The 22787-nt window shown below is 73.3% G+C and carries 18 protein-coding genes; 8 read left to right on the top strand and 10 right to left on the bottom strand.

The features are described from left to right. The 4 genes from E1283_RS07995 to E1283_RS07980 form a co-directional block, all read right to left on the bottom strand. Window positions 1-1367 (bottom strand): DUF6531 domain-containing protein (locus tag E1283_RS07995; protein WP_132817204.1); only part of this gene is annotated, 1367 nt, incomplete at its 3' end. Window positions 1368-1506: 139 nt separating this feature from the next. After that, complete coding sequence (locus E1283_RS07990) at window positions 1507-6357, bottom strand: DNA repair ATPase (RefSeq protein ID WP_132817203.1); 4851 nt, start codon at window positions 6355-6357, stop codon at window positions 1507-1509. Between the two features lie 88 nt (window positions 6358-6445). After that, on the bottom strand, window positions 6446-8545 hold the full coding sequence (locus tag E1283_RS07985) for a flotillin family protein (RefSeq protein ID WP_243744676.1): 2100 nt from the start codon (window positions 8543-8545) through the stop codon (window positions 6446-6448). A 134-nt stretch (window positions 8546-8679) separates the two neighbouring features. Beyond that, window positions 8680-9300, bottom strand: coding sequence for a DUF1449 family protein (locus E1283_RS07980; protein WP_132817202.1), 621 nt, complete (start codon window positions 9298-9300; stop codon window positions 8680-8682). A 241-nt stretch (window positions 9301-9541) separates the two neighbouring features. Between E1283_RS07980 and nhaA the strand changes: the two genes are divergently transcribed. After that, window positions 9542-10759 carry a Na+/H+ antiporter NhaA gene (gene nhaA, locus E1283_RS07975; RefSeq protein WP_207930330.1) on the top strand — a complete coding sequence of 406 codons (1218 nt, stop codon included), beginning with the start codon at window positions 9542-9544 and terminating at the stop codon, window positions 10757-10759. Here the strand turns inward: nhaA and E1283_RS07970 are convergent. Genes E1283_RS07970 through E1283_RS07955 form a run of 4 tightly spaced genes read right to left on the bottom strand, consistent with a single transcriptional unit; the run spans window position 10716 to window position 14887 of the window. Beyond that, the gene (locus tag E1283_RS07970; RefSeq protein ID WP_132817201.1) at window positions 10716-11822 is read right to left on the bottom strand and encodes an ABC transporter ATP-binding protein; all 1107 of its coding nucleotides are present in this window, start codon (window positions 11820-11822) and stop codon (window positions 10716-10718) included. The two genes, nhaA and E1283_RS07970, sit on opposite strands and share 44 nt — an antisense overlap. After that, a complete protein-coding gene (locus E1283_RS07965; RefSeq protein ID WP_132817200.1) occupies window positions 11822-12643 on the bottom strand; it encodes a carbohydrate ABC transporter permease in 822 nt (273 codons plus the stop codon). Before E1283_RS07965 ends, E1283_RS07970 begins: the two co-directional genes overlap by 1 nt. After that, a complete protein-coding gene (locus E1283_RS07960) occupies window positions 12640-13521 on the bottom strand; it encodes a carbohydrate ABC transporter permease (RefSeq protein ID WP_132817199.1) in 882 nt (293 codons plus the stop codon). Before E1283_RS07960 ends, E1283_RS07965 begins: the two co-directional genes overlap by 4 nt. Further along, the gene (locus E1283_RS07955) at window positions 13511-14887 is read right to left on the bottom strand and encodes an extracellular solute-binding protein (protein ID WP_132817198.1); all 1377 of its coding nucleotides are present in this window, start codon (window positions 14885-14887) and stop codon (window positions 13511-13513) included. The genes E1283_RS07960 and E1283_RS07955 overlap by 11 nt, the downstream gene beginning before the upstream one ends. A gap of 153 nt (window positions 14888-15040) precedes the next feature. Between E1283_RS07955 and E1283_RS07950 the strand changes: the two genes are divergently transcribed. From E1283_RS07950 to E1283_RS07940, 3 genes are read left to right on the top strand one after another with little or no spacing between them, the layout of a single operon-like run. Continuing rightward, window positions 15041-15379, top strand: coding sequence for a PadR family transcriptional regulator (locus tag E1283_RS07950; protein WP_132817197.1), 339 nt, complete (start codon window positions 15041-15043; stop codon window positions 15377-15379). Continuing rightward, on the top strand, window positions 15376-16206 hold the full coding sequence (locus E1283_RS07945; RefSeq protein ID WP_132817196.1) for an ATP-binding cassette domain-containing protein: 831 nt from the start codon (window positions 15376-15378) through the stop codon (window positions 16204-16206). The genes E1283_RS07950 and E1283_RS07945 overlap by 4 nt, the downstream gene beginning before the upstream one ends. Beyond that, entirely contained in the window at window positions 16200-16886 is a 687-nt protein-coding gene (locus E1283_RS07940) for an ABC transporter permease (protein ID WP_243744675.1), read from the top strand. The genes E1283_RS07945 and E1283_RS07940 overlap by 7 nt, the downstream gene beginning before the upstream one ends. 53 nt (window positions 16887-16939) lie before the next feature. Here E1283_RS07940 and E1283_RS07935 read toward each other — a convergent pair whose 3' ends face one another. Next, on the bottom strand, window positions 16940-18151 hold the full coding sequence (locus tag E1283_RS07935) for a pyridoxal phosphate-dependent aminotransferase (protein WP_132817195.1): 1212 nt from the start codon (window positions 18149-18151) through the stop codon (window positions 16940-16942). Window positions 18152-18237: 86 nt separating this feature from the next. Between E1283_RS07935 and E1283_RS07930 the strand changes: the two genes are divergently transcribed. The 4 genes from E1283_RS07930 (at window position 18238) to E1283_RS07915 (ending at window position 22249) form a co-directional block, all read left to right on the top strand. Beyond that, entirely contained in the window at window positions 18238-18894 is a 657-nt protein-coding gene (locus tag E1283_RS07930) for a winged helix-turn-helix transcriptional regulator (RefSeq protein WP_132817194.1), read from the top strand. Window positions 18895-19059: 165 nt separating this feature from the next. Next, window positions 19060-20409 (top strand): sensor histidine kinase, encoded by a 1350-nt coding sequence (locus E1283_RS07925; RefSeq protein ID WP_132817206.1) that lies wholly within the window; start codon window positions 19060-19062, stop codon window positions 20407-20409. Next, the gene (locus E1283_RS07920) at window positions 20406-21062 is read left to right on the top strand and encodes a response regulator (RefSeq protein WP_132817193.1); all 657 of its coding nucleotides are present in this window, start codon (window positions 20406-20408) and stop codon (window positions 21060-21062) included. The genes E1283_RS07925 and E1283_RS07920 overlap by 4 nt, the downstream gene beginning before the upstream one ends. A gap of 131 nt (window positions 21063-21193) precedes the next feature. Next, window positions 21194-22249: an acyltransferase family protein gene (locus tag E1283_RS07915; RefSeq protein WP_132817192.1), complete on the top strand. Its 1056-nt coding sequence runs from the start codon at window positions 21194-21196 to the stop codon at window positions 22247-22249. Between the two features lie 42 nt (window positions 22250-22291). Here E1283_RS07915 and E1283_RS07910 read toward each other — a convergent pair. After that, a partial coding sequence (locus E1283_RS07910) for a TM2 domain-containing protein (RefSeq protein ID WP_425086142.1) occupies window positions 22292-22787 on the bottom strand: 496 nt, incomplete at its 5' end.

Below are 22787 nucleotides of genomic sequence, written 5' to 3'. Positions count from 1 at the left end.
GGGCCGAAGTGGAGGGTGTGGCCGGTCTCGGGTTGGTGGACGGTGAGTTGGCCGTGGGAGGCGCCGTCCCAGCCGAGTTCCCAGCGTGGTCCTTCGACGGGGAGTACGGGGGCGTCGGGCAGGGGCCTGGGGTAGAGCAGGATCATGCCGTCGGCGGTGAACAGGCGGGCGCCGTGGTCGTCGAGGACGAGGCGTTGGTCGAGGGTGGAGGCCCAGGAGGCGCCGAACCAACCGCCGTGCCGGTAGGAGGAGATGTGGTGGCGTTCGATGACGAGCGGCAGCACGCCGGGGAGTTCGACGTCCGTGGCGGACATCAACAGCTCCCCGGTGGCCATGTCGACCGGGTCGCCGCAGGCGGTGCGGCCGTTCATCGGGATGCCCTCGCCACGGGTGCGGCGCCCCAGGCCCAGCGCGCCCTGCCGCAGACCACGCAGCCCGGTCGAGCCCAGGGAGCGGACGCCGCGGGCCAGCCCGCCCAGGGTGGTGAGGCCCTTCATGCCGGGGATGCAGTCGAGGGCGGCGAAGGCGACGTCGAGGAGGGTGGCCTGGCCGTTGGCGTAGTCGTAGAGGGTGTCGGCCAACACCACCAGGGCGGCGGCGAGGACGACCCAGGCCAGCGGGCCGCCGATGATCATCACGACGATGCCGAGGACGGCGACGACGACCTTGCAGATCTCGACGATGGTGTCCCAGTTCTCGGACACCCAGTGGATCGCGTCCTCCCACCAACGGCGGTTCTGAATGCCGGCGTCCGACGCCTCGTCCAGGTCGGAGGCGCAGGTGCCGGCGGCGTCCTCCCGCATCTCCTTGGCCTGGCGGGCGAGTTCACGCGCCGCGGACAGCGCCTCCTCGGCGGAGTCCACCCGCCCCTGGGCGTCGGACCGCGCCTGCCCGGCGGCCGTCGCGTCCCGGGTCGCGGCCCGCACGTCCGCCTCGGACGGCGGCTCCACGTCCTCGCGTTCGCCCTCGCGCTCCAGCCGCTCGGCCTCGTCCCCGGCCCGCGACACCCAGCCCTCCGCGTCCGACAGCGCGCCCTGCGCGGAGGTCAGATCGGCCTGCGCCGCGATCGCCCGGTCCAACGCCCGGTCGGCCATGCCCTGCGCGGTCTCCAGCTTCGGCCAGTAGGTGCCGAGCGCCCGCGCCGCCAGGTCGTAGGAGGTCCGGAGCTTCTCCAGGTTGCCCGGCACCCCGTCGAACTCCGACCGGAACGCCTCGGCCGACAACCCGGCCCAGTCCAGCACCGCCCGGTCCTCGGACATCCCCCGCACCCGGCCCAGCGCCTCGCCGACATCGTCGGCGAACGTCTGGAGTTGGTCGGCGAGTGACCTGACCTCCTCGGGGTCGCCGGGCGTCGGGTCCGAGTCCAAGTCGACCGGACTCCAGTCGGACGGCCGTGACACCCGAAACACCCCCGGAACCGACGAACCTGTGACACCGTCTCCCCCGGTGCCACCCATGCTCCTACCAGGGTCGGCCAGGTTCTACGGCGGTTCTGTCACAGCTCCTCTACAGCTTGGCCCCAGCCCGGCGGAGATGGCTGCGCCTGAGCTCGGCCCAGCGCTCGGCCTCCGACGGGGTCAGGCGGCCGCGCAGTTCGGCCAGCTTGAGGAGGTTGGCCTCGGCGCCGCTGGCGAGGGCCTGGGCCTCCGCCCGGTAGTGGTCGTCGATCAGCGCCTCCACCTCGGCGTCGGTCATCACCGGCAGCACCTGCTCGGCCAGCCGGTTGGTGTCCCGGTACGAGCCCTGGAGGCGGAACGGCGGCTCGGTGCGGTCGGTGTCCTCCTGGGTGGCCGAGGCGATGTACGCGGCGTTGACCCGCAGCGTGGTGCGTTGGACGCGCAGCAGCAGTCGCAGCACGGTCAGCACGCGCTCCAGTTCGGCGGCGTCGTAGGGGTGGACGAGCCGGTCGGCGGAGGCGGTGCGGTCGCCGCGGGCGAGCCGGACCAGGAGGTCGACGTCCGCCCGGTCGCGGGCGGCGAGCGGGGCGAGGACCGGGTTGGCGGCCAGCGCGTTCTCCAGGTGGCTGAGCTCGAACAGCTCCTCCCGGCCGCTGAGCACGTCGCCGAGGTTCCACACGTCGGCGCGGTTGGCGAGCATGTCGGGGACGCGGAACCGGGTGCCCGACTCGGTGAACGGGTTGCCGGCCATGCAGATCGCGAACCGCTTGCCGCGCAGGTCGTAGGTGACCGGCCGGCCGTCCGCGGTGCGCACCCCGTCCACCCGGCGCTGCGCGTCGGTCAGCGGGATGAAACGTTGCAGCAGTTCGGGTGAGACGTGCTGGATGTCGTCGACGTGCAACAGCACGTTGTTGCCCATCTCCAGCGCGAAGTTGATCTTCTCGACCTCGCGGCGGGCCGCGGCGTCCGGCGCGGCCGCCGGGTCGAGGGAGGTGGTGCCGTGCCCGAGGGCCGGGCCGTCGGCGCGGACCAGGGCGAGGCCGAGGCGGGCGGCGACGTATTCGAGGAGCGTGGTCTTGCCGTAGCCGGGCGGGGAGAGCAGCAGGAGCAGGCCCTGGCTGTCGGTGCGGCGTTCGTCGCCCGCGGTGCCGAGCTGCTTGGCGAGGCTGTCGCCGATCAGCGGCAGGTACACCTCGTCGATGAGCCGGTTGCGGACGAAGGTGGTGAGCACCCGCGGGCGGTAGGCGGCCAGCCGCAGCCGCTCGCGTTCGGCGTCGAGCAGCGCGGAACGGCGGCGGGTCCAGGCGCGGTGCGCGGGCATCCGGTGGGCGGTGAACTCGGCGGTGCGGGTGAGGAACTCGTCGAGGCGGAGGGGGAGTTCCCCGCCGGTCAGCCGGGCGTGTGCGCCGAGCAGGCCGGTGGCGGCGGCGGTGAGCGGGGCGTCGAGCGGGCGGTGGTCGAGCCGGTCGGCGCACAGGTCGAGGGCGACGGCCTCCGACAGGTCGTCGGTGGCGTGGCCGGCGTCCGCGGCGAACGCGGCGAGCCAGGCGGTGAGCAGTTGGTGGCGGGCGGCCAGGTCGTCGTCCAGCGCGCGCAGGTCCTGGGCCAGTTCCTTGACGCCGGTGGAGCCGAGCGCGGCGCGGAAGTCGTCGAGCAGGGCGCGGGCCGGGGCGCCGGCGACGAACACGGGGCCGCCGGCGGCGAGTTCCTCGAAGAGGTAGTCGCCAAGCAGCCGCCAGGGTGCCCCGGACGCGGTGGGCGCCAGGGCGGCCGGCAGGAACTCCCGGGCGGCGGTGGCGAGTTCCTCGGCGAGCCCGGCGACGGCCGGGGTGCCGGCGCCGAAGGCCGCGCGGGCGCGGGCCAGCGACTGGGCGCGGACCGCCCAGCCGGTGCGGGCCGCGGCGGCGGGGTGGTGCGCCCAGAACAGCTGGGCGGCGGCGCGGACGTCGGGCGGGAAGCGGAGCAGCCCGGCGGCGGCGCGCAGGGGGAGCAGCCGGCGCAGGATGGCGGTGGCGTCGTGGTCGTGGACGCCCCGGTCGTAGCCCTCGTCGTAGGCGGCCTCGGCGGCGGCGCGCACCAGTTCCGGGAGGCTGCCGTCGGCGGCGGCGCGGTCGAGGGCGGCCGGTCCCGGGTCGGTGAGCAGCCGGGCGGCGAGCGTCTCGGCGCGGTAGACGTCGGCGGCCTCGGAGACCACCGGCTGGTCCCAGAACTCGCGTGTGCCGGCGAAGAGTTCGCCGTCGGAGTCGGGGTCGAGCGGGGCCCGGTAGTCAGTGCCTGTGACGGCGAAGGCGAGGCCGTCGTCGTGCGGCAGCAGCGTCAGGTCGATGGTGCCGGGGGTGACGGAGAAGCGGTGCCGGCCGAGCCGCACGGTGCCGTCGGCGGCGTGCAGGTCGGCGTGGTCGCGGAGTGCCCGCCCGGCCTCCTGGCGCGCCGCCTTGAGGCGGCCGGCCAGCTCGTCGGCGCGCACGGTGTCGTCGAGGGCGCGCAGTTCGTCGACGGTGGCGCGGACGCGGGTCACCAGGGGGTCGGTGGCGAAGTAGGCGTTGACCTCGTCCAGGGTGGGCAGCCGGGTGGCGCGGCGGGTGATGGTGGCCAGGATCCGGTCGGCGGAGGCGGCGAGGCGCTGTCCCCGTCGGGCGCGCTCGTCCAGCGCCGCCTGCTTGCGGGCGGCGAAGGTCTCGTAGATCTCCTCGCGCTGCTCGGTGAGTCGGGTCAGGAAGTCGTCGAAGGCGCCGAACCTGGCCTCCAGGTTCTCCACCTGGAGCAGCAGCCGGCCGAGGTGTTCCTCGCACTGTTCCGGGGTGTCGGCGGTGGCCAGGGCGCCGGCCACGGCCTGGCCGAGCAGGGCGTACTCGGCGGCGAACTCGGCGCGGCCCTCGGCGTGCGCCAGTTCGGCGCGGCGCCGGTCGAGGACGGCGCGAGCCCGGTTGACGGCGCCGAGCACCGCGCCGATCCGCTCCAGCAGGGCGGTGCGGACGACGGCGTCGGCGATGTCGAGGCCGCCGACGACGTCGGTGACGGCGTGCAGTCCCTCGGCGTGCTCGGCGATCCTGGCGGCGAGGGGTTCGGCGCCGGCGGCGGTGGTGAGGGCCGCGGCCTCCTCGGCGAGCGCCTCGATGGCGGCGCCGGTCGCGTCGAAGGCGTCGGGGCGTGACAGGAAGGCGACGGCGCGCCGCCCGGTGGCGGCCAGGCCCTCGGCGACCCGCTCGCCGAGCGCGGTCAGCGCGGCCGGGTCGATCCGGCGCACCTCGCGCAGCGACTCCAACCTGCCCCGGGCGCGGCGGAGTCGGGTGAGCAGCGCGACCCACTCCTCGGCGGCGCGCGGCGCCTCGCCGCGGGCCCGCCGCAGCAGCGCGGTCAGCTCGGTGTCGGCGGTGGCCAGCGCCTCGTCGGCCTGCCGCTGGGCCTCGGTGACCCGGGCGTACTCGGCGACGACGGCGTCGGCGGTCTCCCGCAGCGTGGCCACCGGCTCGTGCAGGGCGGCGAGGCCGTCGAGCGGCAGCCAGTGGTACTGGTCGGTGAGCCGGTCGCAGGCGGCCACGATGGCCTCGAACACGGCGGTGCCAGGGGCGAGTTCGGTGGCCATCCGGGCGACGGTGAGGGCGTCGGAGACGCCGCGCACCAGGTCGGCGTTGCCGATCCTGGCCAGCGGCCCGGTGCCGGCGGGGCGGGCGGCGGCGTAGGTCTCGGAGACGAACGGGGTGCGCCACAGCTGCACGGTGTGCACGAGGCCCGGCTGGTCGCCGCCGGCCGGTTCGCGGACCAGCGCCATGGTGCCGTCGTCGAGCAGCGCGTGGCCGCGGGCCACCAGCGGGTTGGCGACCTCGCCGGCGATCAGGTTGTAGGGCAGCAGCAGGGTGCGCCCGCTGTCCGGGGCGAGGAAGACGTAGAGCACGTCCTCGCCGTTGGGCGAGCGGACGACCCGTTCGAAGGCGAGCCCGCGGGCGTCGACGTCGAAGGTGCGGGCCGCGGCGCCCGCCGGGGCGGCGGCCAGGTAGGTGCCGCCGGGGAAGACCAGGCCCTGGTCCTCGGGCAGCGCCCGGCACGCCTGCCCGACGCCGTCGAGCCTGACCGTCTCGCCGGTGCGGGTGTTGTGCACCAGGTGGCGGTGGTCCGGCTCGTTGTAGGGCCGCACCCGCAGCAGGAGCAGCGGGCCGAACCTGGCCCAGGCGATCCGGGCGTCGGCCAGCGACTGGAGCGGTTCGGCGACCGGCTCGCGGTAGCCTTCGCGGCCGGCCTCGGCGTCGGCGGCGGTCCTGACGCTCAACTCGCCGCCCACGGTGGACACCAGCAGCGTGCCGTCGACGACCGCGTGTGGTGGGGGGCCGGGGACGTGGTCGGCGCGGTCGATCTCGTGCCAGGTGAAGTCGTGGGCGGGGGGCGGTACATGGTCGCGCTCGCCCTGGGCGTCGAGGTAGCTCGGCGGTCCTTCGGGGGTCAGCCGCCAGCGGAACGCCCGGATGTCGCTGGCGCGTTCGCCGGTCTGGAAGACGGCGAGCAGCAGCGAGCCCGCGGTGCGCAGCCGCAGCAGCCTGGCCTGCCGGTAGTAGCGGTAGAGGTCGGCGAAGTCCCGCCGGAACGCCGGGTCGTCGAGCAGCCCGGGGACGGCGTCCTCGGGGGCGGGGGTCAGCCCTTCGTCGGTGACCCGGTACAGGGCGAGCACGTCGCCGGGCGCGGCGGCCACCGGCCGGTCGGTGGGCGGCCGGTAGCCGATCAGCAGCAGCCCGCCGACCGCCACGACCTCGCGGGGGACGGCCGGCTCCCCGGTGCGCACCCGGTCGGTGGCGAGCAGCGTGAGGTCCCGGCCGCCGAAGGTCTCGACGCGGCGCGCGTTGAGCGTGCCGGCGCGGTCGGCGAGTTCGGTGGCGGCCGACCGCAGCCGGTCGCGCAGCAGTTCGTAGGTGCCGGCGTCCAGGTCGGCGGCGGGCTCGGCGCCGGTCGGCTGGTGGGCGGTCGTCACGTTCGGCTCCCCCTCGTTCACGTGAACGCTTCTCGTCGGCGGCTGGCGTGGGCGGGCGCGGCGCCCCGAGGGGGCGCCGCGCCGGCACCTACTTGGCCAGCTTCACCGCGTTGTTGGTGGCGGTCGTGGCGGTCGTGGCGGCGACGGGCACCGAACCCGCCAGTTCGGCCAGCGAGGTGTCGCCGAGGCCCTGGGCCTGCACGGACTTCAGCAGCTTGGCGAACCGGCCGGCGTGCTCGCCGCCGCCGGTCGCGAGCCGGCCGAGCAGCCCGGCCAGAGTGAGGTCGCGCATCCCGGCGGGGCCGAGCCCGGCCACCATGGCGGACAGGTCGCGGGTGAAGGTGGAGTCCTCCTTGTCCAGCCAGGGGCCGGCCATGGCCCGCGCGTGCTCGGAGCGGTCGAGGAAGCCGTCCAGGCTCTTGCCGGCCGAGATGGCGCCCACCAGCCGGTCGAAGAACACCGTGTCGCCGCCGACGATGTCGATCCTGGCGTTCTCCAGTCCGGCGGCGACGACGCTGGCCTGCGCCTCCGCGATCTTCCGCTGCACGTCGATGCCGGCGATCCGCACCTCCTTCTCGGCCTCCAGGCGGAGCCGGTACTCCTCGTGGTCGCGGCTGGCGGCGTCCAGCGCGGCCATCGAGGCGGCCTTGTCCTTGAGCCCCTCGGCCTCGGCCTGCATCCGCTCGCGCAGCGCCACCGCCTCGGCGATGCCCCGCTCGCGGGAGGCCTCGGCCTCGGCGAGCCCCAGCTCCTTGGCGGCCTCCGCCTCGACGTGCCGGGTGCGGGCGACGGCGTCCGCCATCCGCTCCTGCACCTCGGCCTCCGCCAGGCCCTCGGCGGCCACCTCGGCCCGCCGGCCCTCGGCGAGCCGGATGGCGGACTGCGCGTCCAGGTCGGCGGCCTTGCGGCGGGCCTCCGCCATCGTCAGCTCCTGCCGGGCGCGGTGCTCGGCGGCCTGCTCCGCGGCCTCCGCGGCCTTGATGTCCTTGACCAGCAGCTCCTGGGCCTCCGCCTCGGCCTGGATGACCAGCGCCTGCCGGGTGCGCTCGGCCTCCTCGACGGCGCGCAGCCGCTTGATCTCCTCCTCCTGCTGCGCCACGGTCTTCTCGACGGCGATCCGCTCCCGGACGACGTCGGCGATCTCCCGCTTCTCGCCCTCGAGCTCCTTGTCCTTGGCGATGCGGCTGAGCTCGGTCTCCCGCTCGCGGACGATCACCTCGAGGACGCGGTCCTTCTCGATGCGCTCCTGCTCGACCGCCACGACCCGGTCCCGGTTGAGCCGGGCCACCACGACCTCGCGCTCGCGGTTCTCCTCCTGGACGCCGAGCTGCTCGTCCGTCCTGATCCGCGCGGTCTCGGAGCGCAGCCGCTCCTCGGCCCGCACCAGCTCGGTCTCCGCCTCCTCGCGGGCCCGCGAGGTCGCGACCTCGCGGGCCTGCCGGATCTCGGCGTCGGCCTGGCGCCGCTCCAGTTCGAGGACGGCCTCCCTGGCCTCGACGTTCTGCCGGGTGATCTCCTTCTCCTCGGTGCGCCGGAACTCGTTGGTGAGGACGTTCTGCACGGCGGTGAGCTCGGTGATCTTGCGGATGCCCTGGGCGTCGAGGATGTTGCCCTTGTCGAGCTGGGCGAGCGGGGTCTGCTCCAGGTAGTCGATGGCCGCGTCCTCCAGGCTGTAGCCGTTGAGGTCGGTGCCGATCACGGAGATGATGCGGTCCCGGAACTCGTCGCGCTTGGTGTAGAGGTCGGCGAACTCCAGCTGCTTGCCGACGGTCTTCAGCGCCTCGGAGAACTTGGCGTTGAACAGCTCCTGGAGGGTGGCCCGGTCGCTGGCCCGCTCGGTGCCGATGGCCTGGGCCACCTTGATGACGTCCGAGACGGTCTTGTTGACCCGGACGAAGAACGAGATCCGGATGTCGGCCCTGATGTTGTCCTTGCAGATCAGGCCCTCCTTGCCGGTCCTGCCGATCTCGATGGCCTTGACGGAGATGTCCATCACCTCGGCCCGGTGCAGCACGGGCAGCACGACGGCGCCGGTGAAGGTGACGTCGACCTTGCGCACCTTGGAGACGATGAGTGCCTTGCCCTGCTCCACCTTGCGGAACAGCCGGCTGAGCAGGAACAGGGTGACGACGACGATGATCAGGATGGCGGCGACGAGCACGCCGAAGCTGGTTCCGATGGTGTCCACGATGAGCGAGGCCCCCCTCGTCTCTCTGCGATGTCGGTTCCGCCGCGCCGGTGGCCGGGGGCGGAACACGTGATGGTCGTGTGGTGTCGCGATGGTCGTTCGGTGGAGTTCCGGGGTGCGCGAGGTGAGACGGCTCAGCCGCGCGGCTGGTTCTGCGCCGGCCCCGCGTCGTACGGGGCGACCCAGAAGAACGCGCGTTCCGGCTCGTAGCCGAAGATCAGCGCGCGGGCGCCGGCCGTCAGCTCCTCGCCCTCCGGGCCCTCGGCGCGGACCTGGATGACGGCGGTGCCGCCGTCGTCGGCGGTGACCTCGGCCTGGCCGAAACTCGCCGTGACGGTGCTGGTCCGCACCAGGCAGACCCGGCCCACGAAGTCCTCGTGGTAGACGCCGCGTTCGCCCATGAAGACGGGTCGCAGCAGCAGCGCCAGCAGCCGGGCGCCCAGCCAGCCGAGCAGTAACGCGGCGGGCACCACCAGGGCGCGCCCGACGGCGGGCTCGACCAACTCGGCGCCGACCATGGCGGCGAACCAGCCGACGGCGATCACCAGCGAGACGGAGATCGCGGCCGGCACCCCGCCGAGCCCGATCGCGGACAGCGCCCCACCGGCCCCGTCCGCGGTCGGCTCCGCCGAGTCGGCGACGGAGGCACCGACGCCGAAGACCAGCGAGAACAGCCAGAAGGCGAGGACCACGACGAAGGGAAACGTGAACACGACGGCCGGAAAGTGTGTGGCCGTGTCGAAGAAGTCCCCCATGCGATCCCCCGTTCCCCTCCAGGATCTTTATACGACATTAACGCGATCACGCGATAGTCCCGGCGCCCCGCTCTGCTAGACGGCACCGGCCGGCGGACGGTTCCCGGGGGTGTGGGCAGGATCGAGCCACCCGGGGTACGGTGTTAAGGCGACGTCAGGACGCGGATCCCGCGAGGTCGAAGGTGTGCCGGGAAGTCTGGTCGGCGGGCAATGTCGTCGACCCGAAAAGGCCACGTTCGTGCTGCCGTCGTTCAAGTCAAACGCGGAAGAGACCCGCAACCGCCGCTCCGTCGCCGAGTACCTGAGGCTCGAGGTCTCCGGCGGCGTGATGCTGATCATCGCCGCCACCGTCGCCCTGATCCTCGCGAACTCGCCGACGAGCGACTGGTACTTCTCGCTCCGCGACCACCACCTGGACATTCCACCCCTGGGGCTCGAACTCTCCGTGGGGCACTGGGCCTCCGACGGGCTGCTCGCGGTGTTCTTCTTCGTCGCCGGCATCGAGCTCAAACGGGAGCTGGTGGTCGGCGAGCTGCGCCGGCCGGCGGCCGCGCTGCTCCCCGTGGTCGCGGCGGTCGGCGGCATGGCGGTGCCGGCGCTGATCTACACGGCGTTCGCCGCCGGCGGCGGGGGCGACCTGAACGGCTGGGCCGTACCGATGGCCACGGACATCGCCTTCGCGCTCGGCGTGCTGGCCGTCGTCGGACGGAACCTGCCGTCGGCGCTGCGCACCTTCCTGCTCACCCTCGCCATCGTGGACGACCTGATCGCCATCCTCGTCATCGCGATCTTCTACACGTCGGCGTTGAACCTGTGGGCGCTGGCCGGTGCCCTGGCCGGCCTCGCGGTCTTCTACGCCCTGCACCGACGGAACGTACACGGCTGGTACCTCTACGTGCCGCTGGCCCTGGTGATCTGGGTGCTGATGGTGAACAGCGGAGTGCACGCCACGATCGCCGGCGTGGCGATCGGCATGCTGCTCCGCGTGACGGCCGGCGAGTACGAAAAGGAGTCGCCGGCGGAGCGCGTGGAGCACCTGGTGCACCCGATCTCGGCCGGTCTGTGCGTGCCGCTGTTCGCGCTGTTCGCGGCCGGGGTGCCGGTCTCCGGCGCGGTGCTGGCCGACATGGTCACCGAGCCGGAACCGCTCGGCGTGATCGGGGGCCTCTTCCTCGGCAAGGTGATCGGCGTCTTCGGCGCCACCTACCTCACGGCGCGGTTCACCAGGGCGCGGCTCAACCCGACGCTGGGCTGGGCCGACGTGGCGGGCGGGGCGATGCTGGCCGGCATCGGCTTCACGGTCTCGCTGCTGATCGCGGAGCTGGCCTTCGCCGACCAGCCGGCCCTGGCGGAGCACGTCAAGGCCGCCGTCCTCATCGGCTCCGTACTCTCGGCGATCGTCGCCTCCCTGGTCCTCACGCTCCGGGGGCGGCACCACCTGGCGTCGGGCAGTTCGTGAGCAGTTCGCCGTCCCCGTCCGGTCGGTAGAGGAGGGCGCGGTCGGCGCGGGGGACGACGTGGAGCGGGGCACCGGGTGCGGCCTCGCTGTCCTCGGGGACGACGACCTGGACGGTGCCGGCCGGGCCCTCCAGGGTGAGGAGTTGGGTGCTGCCCAGGTTCTCGACCACCGTGATCTCGCCGGTGACGGTGTCCTCGCCGGCGGTCGGGGTGAGGCGGAGGTACTCGGGGCGGATGCCGTAGACCACCGGCGTGCCGGGGGCGATCTCGCCGACCGGGGCCGGCAGGGCCGCGTCGCCGACCAGGACCCGGGCGCCGGCGGTGACCGTGCCGGGGAGCAGGTTCATCGGGGTCGAGCCGATGAAGGAGGCGACGAAGGTGTTGGCGGGGCGGCGGAAGACCTCGGTCGGGGTGCCGACCTGGCGGACCCGGCCGTCCGACAGGACGGCGATGCGGTCGGCCAGCGCCAGCGCCTCCGCCTGGTCGTGGGTGACGAAGACGGTGGTGACGGCCAGCTCGCGTTGCAGCCGCTTCAGGAAGGTGCGCGCTTCGAGCCGCATCCGCGCGTCCAGGTTGGAGAGCGGCTCGTCGAAGAGGAAGACCCTCGGGTGGCAGGCCATCGCCCGTGCCAGCGCCACGCGTTGCTGCTGACCGCCGGACAACTGGCCAGGTCGCCGGTCGAGTTGCTTGGTGAGGCCGAGCTGCCCCGCCGTCTCGGCGGCACGGCCGCGCCGCTCCGCGGTGGGCACCTTCCTGATCCGCAGCGGGTAGGCCACGTTGTCGGTGACGGTCATGTGCGGGAAGAGCGCGTAGTCCTGGAAGACCATGGCCACGTCCCGGCGTCCCGGCGGCAGCCGGGTCACGTCGTCGCCGCCGATGACGACCGTGCCGGCGGTGGCCTCCTCCAGGCCGGCGATGGTCCGCAGGATGGTGGTCTTGCCGCATCCTGACGGGCCGAGCAGGGCGAAGAACTCGCCGTCCGCGACGTCCAGTTCGAGGCCGTCCAGGGCGCGGACGCCGCCCGGGTAGTCCTTGGTGAGGCCGGTGAGTGCGATCGCCGCCATCAGCGCTTGATCCCTCCGTGGAAGCGGAACCCGTACCGGGACGAGACGAACAGGAACATCAGCACCACCGGCAGCGAGTAGAGCAGCGAGAAGGTGGAGATCAGGGCCAGGTCCGGCTGCCCGCCCTCGGTGTAGAACGTGTACATCACCACCGCGGCCGGCGACTTCTCCGGGGAGCGCAGCAGCAGGAAGGGGATGAGGAAGTTGCCCCACACCTGGGCCACGGACCAGACCCCGATGGTGGCCAGGCCTGGGCGGATCAGCGGGACGACGAGGTGCCGGACGATCTGGAGCGGCGAGGCGCCGAAGACCCGGGCGGACTCCTCGTAGGAGACCGGGGTGGCGTCGGTGAAGTCCTTGAGGATGAAGATCGCGCTGGGCAGCAGCCCGCCGGTGAGCACCAGGATGACGCCCAACCGGGAGTCGATCAGGTCGAGTTCGTAGGCCAGGTTGAACAGCGGCACCATGGCGGCGGTGCCGGTGACGATGGAGGAGAGCAGCAGCAGCGCGTAGAGCAGGCCGTCCCGGCCCGGCAGCCGCACCCGGCTGAGGGCGTAGGCGGCCAGCGCGCTGAGTGTCACCACCAGGGCGCAGGTGCCGCCGGCGAGCAGCACGGAGTTGCGCAGCGAGCGCAGCGCGTTCTCGTTGTCCAGCAGCTCGCGGACGTTGTCCAGGGTGAACTCGGGCCAGGAGGCCGCGATCTCGGGGGTGCGGTCGAAGGGCGCGGTGGCCAGCCACAGCAGTGGCAGGGCGAAGAACGCGAGCACCAGGCTGAGCAGCGTGTAGCGGCCCACGCGGCCGAGCAGTTCCCGGGGGCTCACGAGGCGGCCTCCCGAGCCCGCAGCAACCGCACGTAGACCAGCGCGATCACCAGGTTGACCAGCAGCATCAGCACGGAGAGCGCGGCGCCGTAGCCGAGTTCGCCGTTGAAGAGCGCGGTCTTGTAGACGAAGACCGGCATGATCTCGGTCTCGTCGCCGGGGCCGCCGTTGGTGAGCAGGAAGGGCGTGAAGTCGTTGAAGGTCCAGAGGCTGATCAGCAGCAGGTTGGTCAGGACGTGGCCGCGGATGCGGGGCAGGACGACGTCGCGCAGTTGTTGCCAGGACGAGGCGCCGGCGAGCCTGGCCGTCTCCAGCTGGGACGGGGGCACGGAGCTGAGCGCGGCGGCGTAGAGCATCATCGAGAAGGCGGTGCCGCGCCAGATGTTGAAGACGATGATGGCGGCCATCGGGTGCTCGACGAGCCAGGCGGTGCCCGGCGTGCCGAGGAGCGCGTTGAGGGTGCCGTCCTCCCGGTCGAGGAGCGCGATCCACAGGAAGGCGACGACCGATCCCGGCAGGATCCACGCCAGCAGCACCAGCGCCTCGACCAGCCGGCGCAGCGCGCCGTGCCGCTCGCGCAGCAGCCAGGCGATGGCGAAGCCGAGCAGGGCCTGGCCGAGCACCGCGGAGCCGACGACGAACTGGAGGGTCAGTCCGAGGGAGTGGGTGAACTGGTCCTCGTCCAGGGCGCGTCGCACGTTGTCGAGGCCGGTGAAGGCGGGCTCGGCGGCGGCCAGGCCGGTGAGCCGGTAGTCGGTCATGCCGAGGTAGATCGTCCACAGGGCGGGGAAGACCAGGAAGCCGGCGATCAGCAGCAGCGCCGGCGCGACGAAGGCGGCCGCCCGGGCCCGGCCGAGCCCGGCGGCGTCAGCCGGCACCGCCCGCGACCTCCCCGAGGCCGGCGGCGTACTCGTCGGCGGCCTCCGCCGGGGTGCGGTCGCCGGCCGCCACCGCGCCGGTGGCCTCCTGGAGGAGCACCGACACCTGCGGGTACTCGGCGAGCGGCGGCCGGAAGGTGGTCAGCGGCAGCACCTCGTCGGCGATGAAGGACAGCATCGGATCGTCGGCGAGCACCGTGGCGTTGACGTCCTCGCGGGCGGTGATCCGCGCGCTGTCCTGGGCGGCGGCGGTGATGGCCTCGGCCGAGTTCATGAACGTCAGCAGCTCGTAGGCGAGTTCGGCCTGGTCGCTGGCCGGGTTGACGGCGCGCACGCTGCCGCCCGACATGCTGGCGAAGTCGCGTCCCTCGACGCCGGCGCCGGGTGTCTCTGCGGGGATGAGGGCCCAGCCGACGGTGTCGTCGCGGTCCTCCATCGGCGCCGTGCCGCCCTCGGGGTTGATCACGCTGCGCCAGAAGTAGTCGCCTTCGACGAGGATGCCGATCTCGTCGTCGGCGAACTTCTGGAAGGACCGGTCGCGGCCCTGGGTCTCCTGCTGGAGCACGGGGTCGCCGAGCCCGCCGCCGTAGACGTCCTGGTAGAGGCCGAGGGCGGCGACCAGTCCCTGGCTGGCGCCGGTCCACCCGGTGCCGTCGTGGATCGGCTCGCCCGCGCCGGCGAGCAGCGGCAGCAGGCCCTGCATGGTGGTGGCCTCGCCCATCGCGGTGCCGGCGTTGAGCTGGATCGGGGTGACGCCGTCGAGTTCGCCCAACGCCTCGGCGGCGTCGAGGAGTTCGGCCCAGCTGGTGGGTTGCCACTCTGCGGGGAGCCCGGCCTGGGCGAACAGCTCCTGGTTGTAGAAGAGCACCCGGCCGTCGGTGCCCCACGGGATGCCGTACAACTGCTCGTCGTAGGCGGCCAGTTGCTGGACGGCCTCGGGGATCTGCTCCCAGCCGTCCCAGCCGCCGGGCTGTGCCGACGCGGGCAGCGGCTCCAGGTAGCCGGCCTGCGCGAACTCGCCGACCCAGATGCCGTCGAGCGTCATGATGTCGGGGCCCGAGCCGGCCTGGAGGTCGAGCGCGAGGCGCGTCTTGAACTGCTCGTCGTCGACGCCGCTGGGCTCGAACTCGACGTCCACCTCCACCCCGGCGGCGCGCTGTTCCTCCTCGAAGGCCGGGATCACCCAGTCCTCGATCCAGGCCGCCTCCTCGGTGTTCTTGCCGTCGAGCACCGCGTTGGCGGAGATGGTGAGCCGAACGGCTCCCCCGTCGCCGTCCGCGTCGGATCCGCCGCAGGCGGCGAGCGCGGCGGCGGCGACCGCCACCCCGATCGTCGCCCGGGCACGTCTGGTCAGCGTCCGCACCATCACCCATCTCCTCATCGAGACGAAGCAGTCGAGACGTCTTGATCAGTACCCGACAAACGGCAGGGATAAAGGCCGTCCGTGGAAGGGCGGTTGGGCGGCCGCGGCCCGACTAGATCGCAACGCAAGCTAGCTTGTTGTGCTACCTTCCTGCCCGTGCACCAGGAGAGACGCACTCAGTGGCTCAAGGGCGTGCTCGACCTGTGCGTGCTGGCCACGCTGGCGCGCCGCGAGTCCTACGGATACGAACTCGCCCAGTCGCTGGGCGCCGCCGGGCTCGGCCCCGTGCAGGGCGGCACGCTCTACCCGATGCTGCTGCGCCTGCAGAGGACCGGCCTGATCGCGGCGCACTGGCGCGGCGGCGACGCGGGCCCGGCCAGGAAGTACTACCGGCTCACCGAGGAGGGCGAGCGTGTGCTGCGCGAGTCCGCCGCCGGCTGGGCCTCGTTCGTCGCCGACGTCGAGGCGATCATGCGAGAGGGATTGGCTGAGTGAACCAGGACAGATGGCTCGCCGTGCTGGCGGGCGAGCTCGACCGGCGCGGGATCGCCGCCGAGCACGCCGCCCCGGTGGTCGCCGAGGCGGCCACCCACCTGCGGGAGAGCGGTGAGGCGCCGCTCCGCGCCTTCGGACCGCCCGAGGAGTACGCGGCGGCGGTGGCCGAGGGCCTCGGCCCGGCCCGCTGGGCCGAGGAGACCCGCGCGCCCGCCGGCGGGATACGCCTGGACGCCCGCGGCATCGGCAAGGGCTACGGCCGCCGACGGGTGCTGCACAACGTGGACCTGACCGTCCGGGCCGGCCAGGTGGCCGCCGTCGTCGGCGCCAACGGCTGCGGCAAGAGCACGTTCCTCGGCATCTGTGCCGGGCTGGTCGGCGCCGACCACGGCCGGGTGCGGGTGCGCGGCACGATCGGCTACTGCCCGCAGTACCACGGCACCGTCGACTTCCTGCGGCCCGACGAGCACTTCGTGCTGGTCGGCGCCGGCCGGGGGCTGCCCCGTGACCGGGCCCGCGCGGCGGGCCTGGCCGCGGCCGCCGAGCTCGACTGGGACGGCGCCACCAGGACCCAGGCCCGCCACCTCTCCGGCGGCACCCGGCAGAAGCTCAACCTCGTCATGGCCGGCCTCGGCGAACCCGACGTACTGCTCCTCGACGAGCCCTACCAGGGCTTCGACCGCGGCAGCTACCTCGACTTCTGGCAGCAGGTGTGGCGCTGGCGCGACGCCGGCCGGGCGATCGTGATCGTCACCCACCTCCTGAACCAGCTCGACCGGGTGGACACCGTCCTCGACCTGACGCCCAAGGAGGCCGTTCCGTGCTGACCAGGACCCGCACCGTCGCCGAGATGACGCTGCGGGAGATCACCCGCCGGCGGGGGGTGCTGCTGATCCTGCTGCTGATGCCGCTGGCCTTCTACCTCACCCGGCGCGGCGACCACCTCGGGCAGTCCGTGCGCTTCGTCTGCCTCGGGCTCGGCTGGGCCCTGAGCACCGCCGCGCTGTTCACCGGCACCGCGAGCCGGGCGCTCGAACCCCGGTTGCGGCTGACCGGGTACGCCACCCACCAGTTGCTGCTCGGCCGGCTCGCCGCGCTCTGGCTGCTCGGCCTCGTGCTCTCCGCGCCCTACCTGCTGCTGATCCGCCTCGACCAGCCGGACGTCGGGCACGGCGCCGTCGCCCTCTCGATGGCGCTGATGGTGGCGGTGGCCGCGCCCTTCGGCCTCGCCGTCGCCGCGTTGCTGCCACGCGACATGGAGGGCACCCTGGTGCTGCTCACCGTGGTCGGCACCCAGATGACCCTGGACCCGTCCGACCCGGTGGCCCGGCTGCTGCCCTTCTGGTTCAGCCGGGAGCTCTCCACCTACGCCGTGGACGACGTCTCCGTCGACCACCTGTCGCGGGGCCTGGCGCACGGTCTCGGCAGCGCGCTGCTGCTGCTCGCGGTGGCGGCGGCCCTGGCCGCGGCGCGGCTGCGCCGCCGGCCGCACCTGCGCTTCGTCTGACGACCGGCCCCGGGTCTCATGCCGGTAGCCGGCGCTACTGCCGGTAGCCGGCGCTACTGCCGGTAGCCGGCGAGGAAGCGGCCGATGCGGCTGATCGCGGACTCCAGCACGTCGGCGTGCGGCAGGGTGAGGATGCGGAAGTGGTCGGGGCGCGGCCAGTTGAAGCCGGTGCCCTGGACCACCTGGATCTTCTCGCGGAGCAGCAGGTCGAGCACGAACCGCTCGTCGTCGACGATCGGGTGGACCTCGGGGTCGATCCGGGGGAAGGCGTAGAGCGCGCCGCGCGGCCTGACGCAGGAGACGCCGGGGATCTCGTTGAGCTTCTCCCAGGCCACGTCGCGCTGTTCGCGCAGCCGGCCGCCGGGCAGCAGCAGGTCCTCGATGGACTGCCGGCCGCCGAGCGCGGCCTGGATGGCGTGCTGGGCCGGGGTGTTGGGGCACAGCCGCATGGAGGCGAGGGTGGTGAGCCCTTCGAGGTAGTTCTTCGCGTGCTGGCGCGGCCCGGAGACCACCAGCCAGCCGCCGCGGAAGCCGGCCACCCGGTACGCCTTGGAGAGGCCGGAGAAGGTGAGGCAGAGCACGTCGGGGGCGAGCGGCGCGGCGCTGTGGTGGACGGCGTCGTCGTAGAGGATCTTGTCGTAGATCTCGTCCGAGAACACCATCAGGTGGTGCCGGCGGGCGAGGTCGAGGATGCCCTCGACGATCTCGCGCGGATAGACGGCGCCCGTCGGGTTGTTGGGGTTGATGATGACGACGGCCCGGGTGCGGTCGGTGATCTTCGCGGCCATGTCGGCCAGGTCCGGGTACCAGTCGGACGCCTCGTCGCACAGGTAGTGCACGGCCTTGCCGCCGGCGAGCGTGGTGACGGCCGTCCACAGCGGGAAGTCGGGGGCCGGGATCAGGATCTCGTCGCCGTCCTCGACCAGCGCCTGCACCGCCATCGAGACCAGTTCGGAGACGCCGTTGCCGAGGAAGACGTCGTCGACGCCGACGTCCGGCATGCCGCGCTGCTGGTAGTGCTGGGCCACGGCGCGGCGGGCGGAGAGGATGCCGCGGGAGTCGCTGTAGCCGTGGGCCTGCGGCAGCATCCTGATGATGTCCTGGAGGATCTCCTCCGGCGCCTCGAATCCGAAGAGCGCCGGGTTGCCGGTGTTGAGGCGCAGCACGCTGTGGCCGGCCTCCTCCAGGGCGTTGGCGTGCTCGATCACCGGCCCGCGGATCTCGTACAGGACCTCGCTCAGCTTGCTCGACTGCCGAAACTCCATGGGACGGACCTCCTGTGCGTAGCGTCCACTTGGTTCTACCAAGTGACGACTTGGAAAGTCCAACCAAATCTTTCTACACTGCGCACATGCCTCGCCGAAGCTACGACCAGTACTGCGCCATCGCGCGCGCCCTCGACACCGTCGGTGACCGCTGGACCCTGCTGATCGTGCGGGAGTTGCTGGCCGGCCCGCGCCGCTACACGGACCTGCACGCCGATCTGCCGGGCGTCAGCACCGACATGCTGGCCTCCCGCCTCAGGGACATGGAGCGGGACGAGCTCGTCACGCGCCGCCGGCTCGCTCCCCCCGGCGTGGCGTACGTCTACGACCTCACGCCGCAGGGCCGCGAGTTGCTGCCGGTGCTGAGCGCGCTGGCCGGCTGGGGCGGCCCGGCGCTGGGCGAGCGCCGGCCCACCGACGCGGTGCGCGCCCACTGGTTCGCCATCCCGCTGATGCGCCGACTGCGCCCGCTGGCCGCCGAACACACGGGCGCGGTCGAGGTGCGGCTCCCGGAGGGGATCTTCCACCTGCTGCTGGGCGAGGGCCGGATCGCCTACCGCGACGGCGCGCTGGAGTACGCGGACGCCCGCCTCGCATTGGACGCCGCCACCTGCCGGGAGCTGGCCGACGGCGAACTGACCACCGAGGACGCCGTCCTGGCCGGCCGCCTCGGCGTCACCGGCGACACCCCGCTCGCCGACGCGGTACGCGGCACGCAGGTGGGCGTCGCGACCATGTCGTGATCCCGCCGCCCGGGGCTCGCCCGTCGGACGCGCCACCCGGATCGGCCCAGGGGGCCCGTCGTGCGGCGGGTCCGCGTCATCCTTGAGATGTACGCGGCCGATTCACCGTCTGGGGTGACGTCGCCGAAAGCGTCGGTCTATACGGTTCTGCGTGTGACCGACAGCATGCGCCCTTCCACCGACGCAAGCCTCCGCGGCGAACTCCGCACCGCCATCGGGTTCTTCCGCACCCTGCGGCGGGACCTCTTCGACGGGGCCTTCGCCGCCCGGCCCCTGCGGCCGCTGCCCGAGACGCTGCCACAGCTCCAGCGGGTGCCGGAGAGCCTGCGGGCGACCGCGCGATGGCTGCCGCACGGCGTGATCCTGGTGCTGGCCTTCGCGCTGGGGATGGCGACGGTGGGCGGGTGGGACATCTTCGGGACGCGACAGCAACCCGACAACATCGAGGCCCTGCTCATCAGCTTCACGCTGCTCTGCTGCCTCCAGTGGCACATGGGCGCCTGGTGGCTGTCGTTCGCGGTCAGCTGGCTCCTGGCGGCGAACACGACCTGGGGCGAGTCGGTCCCGTGGACGCCGAGCACCTTCGTCTGCCACCTCGCCGTGATGATGACGGTCGCCGCCAGGTCCCGGCCCCGGGTGGCCGCCGAGATGTGGCTGCTGACGGCCGCCCTGGGCCTGGGCTTCGAGCTGACCGGCGACAGCTGGTACGCCTCGACCAGCGGCGCCATGGTCATCGTCTCCTTCCCGGCCCTGCTCGCGGTGCTCCTGGTGCGCGGCTGGTCGGAGACGCGGCGGGAGGTGGTGGAACAGGTCGCGGTCACCGCGCGGGAGCGATCCAAGCGCACGCTGCTCGAGGAGCGCACCACCATCGCGCGGGAGTTGCACGACGTGGTGGCGCACCACATGTCGGTGGTCGCGATCCAGGCCGAGGCGGCACCGTACCGGGTGGAGAACCCACCGCCGGAGCTGGCGAAGGCGTTCGCGACGATACGGGAGAACGCCCTGGTCGCGCTGAGCGAGCTGCGGCGGGTGCTGGGCGTGGTCCGCGCGGAGGACTACGAGGCGCCCGACGCGCCGCAGCCGACGCTGGCCGCGCTCGACGGGCTGCTGGACAACGTGCGCGAGGCCGGCCTGCCGGTGGAGAAGGCCGTCACCGGCGCGGTGCGCGAACTGCCGCAGGGCATCGAGCTGTCGGCGTACCGCATCGTGCAGGAGGCGCTGAGCAACACCATGCGCCACGCGCCGGGCGCGAGCGCGCGGGTGGAGATCAGCTATGTGCTGGGGGGCTTCGGCCTGCGCATCGTGAACGGGCCGGCGACGGAGCAGGCGCCGCCCTCGCCGGGGGCGGGGCACGGCATCACGGGGATGCGGGAGCGGGTGGCGATGCTCGGCGGCGAGATGACCGCCGGGCCGGCGGACGGCGGCGGGTACGAGACGGCCGTCTTCATACCCGTGCCAGGGCACGCGCCCGAGGGGGACGCGGGGGACAACGGCGAGCGAGGGGGCGGCACATGACGATCAGGGTGCTGATCGCCGACGATCAGATGATGGTCCGCGAGGGGTTCTCGGTGCTCCTCAACGCCCAGCCGGACATCGAGGTGGCCGGCGAGGCGGTCAACGGCCGGGAGGCGGTGGAGCGGACCGCCGAACTGCGCCCGGACGTGGTGCTGATGGACATCCGCATGCCGGTGCTCAACGGCATCGAGGCGACGCGGGCGATCATGGCGGCGGAGGCGTCGCGGGTGCTGGTGCTGACCACCTTCGACCTCGACGAGTACGTGTACCAGGCGCTGCGCGCCGGCGCCTCCGGCTTCCTGCTGAAGGACGCCTCCGCCCGGCAGCTGGCGGAGGGCGTGCGGGTGGTCGCGGCCGGGGAGGCGCTGCTGGCGCCGACCGTCACCCGGCGGCTGATCAGCGAGTTCTCCCGGATGGGCGCCATGCCGAGACCCCCGGCGCGGGAGCGGATCGGCGAGCTGACCGAGCGGGAGACCGAGGTGCTCGCGCTCATCGCGCAGGGCCTGTCGAACGCCGAGATCGCCGAACACCTGCGGGTGGCCGAGTCCACGATCAAGACGCACGTCAGCCGCGTCCTGGTGAAGCTGCGGCTGCGTGACCGCACTCAGGCGGCGGTCTTCGCCTACGAGGCGCGGCTGGTCACGCCCGCCTGACCGGGCCCGCCACGCCGTAACGCAAGCACACCCACACCACCCACACCAGTCACACCACCCTCACCACACCCAACACGCGAACATACCGCGTACTTACACGGTATGCCGCTGCCCTGAAAGGACACGACGCGATGGTGCGCGAAGCCCGTTGGGACACCCTCCGCTACTTCGCCGGGACAGGCGTCCTGCTCATCCACCTCACCGACACCCTGCGCGAGCGCGACGGACTGCACTGGCTGTACGTCGCCACGTGGGCGTTACGCGTGCCGCTCTTCGCGCTGCTCGCCGGCTACTTCAGCAGCTCCGCGCCGCTGCCCGGCCGCCGCGCCCGGGGCCTGGCGGTGACGCTGCTCGCCCCGCTCCTCACCATCCAACTCCTGGCATGGCTGCAGATATGGGCCATGTCCCACGCCGACGCGTTCTGGGCGAAGGAGATCCACAACGCCGCCTGGACGCTGTGGTTCCTCCAGGCGCTGATCCTGTGGCGGCTGGCGCTGCCCTGGCTGGCCCGGCTGCCCCACCCGCTGGCGACCTCGCTCGCCGCCGCGCTGGTCGCGGGCTTCCTGCCGCTGGACCCGCTGCCGTTCGCGTTCTCCCGCGCCCTGGTCTTCCTCCCCTTCTTCCTGCTCGGCTGGAAGCTGCGGCGCGGCGACCTCGACGCATGGCTGTGGGCGCCGCGCACCCGGACCCCGGCAGCGGCGCTGCTGGCGGTGGCGTTCACCGCCGCGTGGTTCGGGCGCGACCTGGTCGGCCGCGACCTGTTGGAGTTCCGGCTGACCTACGCCGAGCTCGGCCTGCCGGGCGGCGTCGAGGTGGCGGCGACGGTCCGCTGCGCGGTGCTGCTCGGCGGCATGGCGATGGTGCTGGCCGCCGTGCGGCTCGTGCCGCGCCGCCCGCTGCCTGTCGTCACCTACCTCGGCTCCGGCGGCAGCTACATCTACCTGCTGCACGCCCTGCTGCTGCGCCCGCTGAACGCCGCCGACGCGTTCGCCTGGGTCGACGGCTGGCTGGACCAGGCAGCGGTGGTGGCGTTCGCGGTGGCCGCCTCGGCGGCCCTCGCCTCGCCGCCCGTCCGCCGCCTGGCCCGGCCGGCGGTGCGGCCGCGGCTGCTCGGTCCGCCCCCGCCCGGCACCGGGCCCGGGGAAGGCGTCGTCCGCGGCTCCATGCCGAGCGCCCGCTTCCGTTAGGCCGCCCGGGCCCGGGCCCGGGCGGCGCGACGGGCCGACGCCTCAGGGCAGGATCCGGCCCTGGCCGTCCGTGGTGTTCCGGCTCACCAGGATCACGATGGCGTCGATCAGCGCCCAGACCCCGAAGCCGCCGCAGGTGAACAGCTGGGCGATGCCGATGCCCACGTGGCCCAGGTAGAAGCGGCCGATGCCGAGGGTGCCGAAGAAGAGCTGCAACAGGCCGGCGGTGACCCGGGACTTGTGGGAGAGCGGCCGCCCGTACGCGTCCACCCCGTACGGCGCGACCGGCATGTACACGGCCGCCATCGGGGCCACCGGGTGGTGCGCCACCGGCGGATAGCCGACGCCGGGATACGGCATCGGCCCCGTCGAGCCGGCCGGCGGGGTGTAGCCGGGCGCCGGCGTCCCGTACGGATACGACGGGTGGTGGGGCTGCGGCTGCGGATAGCCCATGGGCGGGGTCACGTACGGGTACGACTGCGGTGCCGACGGCTGCGCCGGCGGGGCGGGGGCCGGCGCGGGCGCCGCGGGCTGCGGC

It is taken from the genome of Streptomyces hainanensis (assembly GCF_004348415.1).
Classification (GTDB): domain Bacteria; phylum Actinomycetota; class Actinomycetes; order Streptomycetales; family Streptomycetaceae; genus Streptomyces; species Streptomyces hainanensis.
Note: the sequence above shows the minus strand (reverse complement) of the source record. Positions and strands in the feature narration are given on the sequence as shown.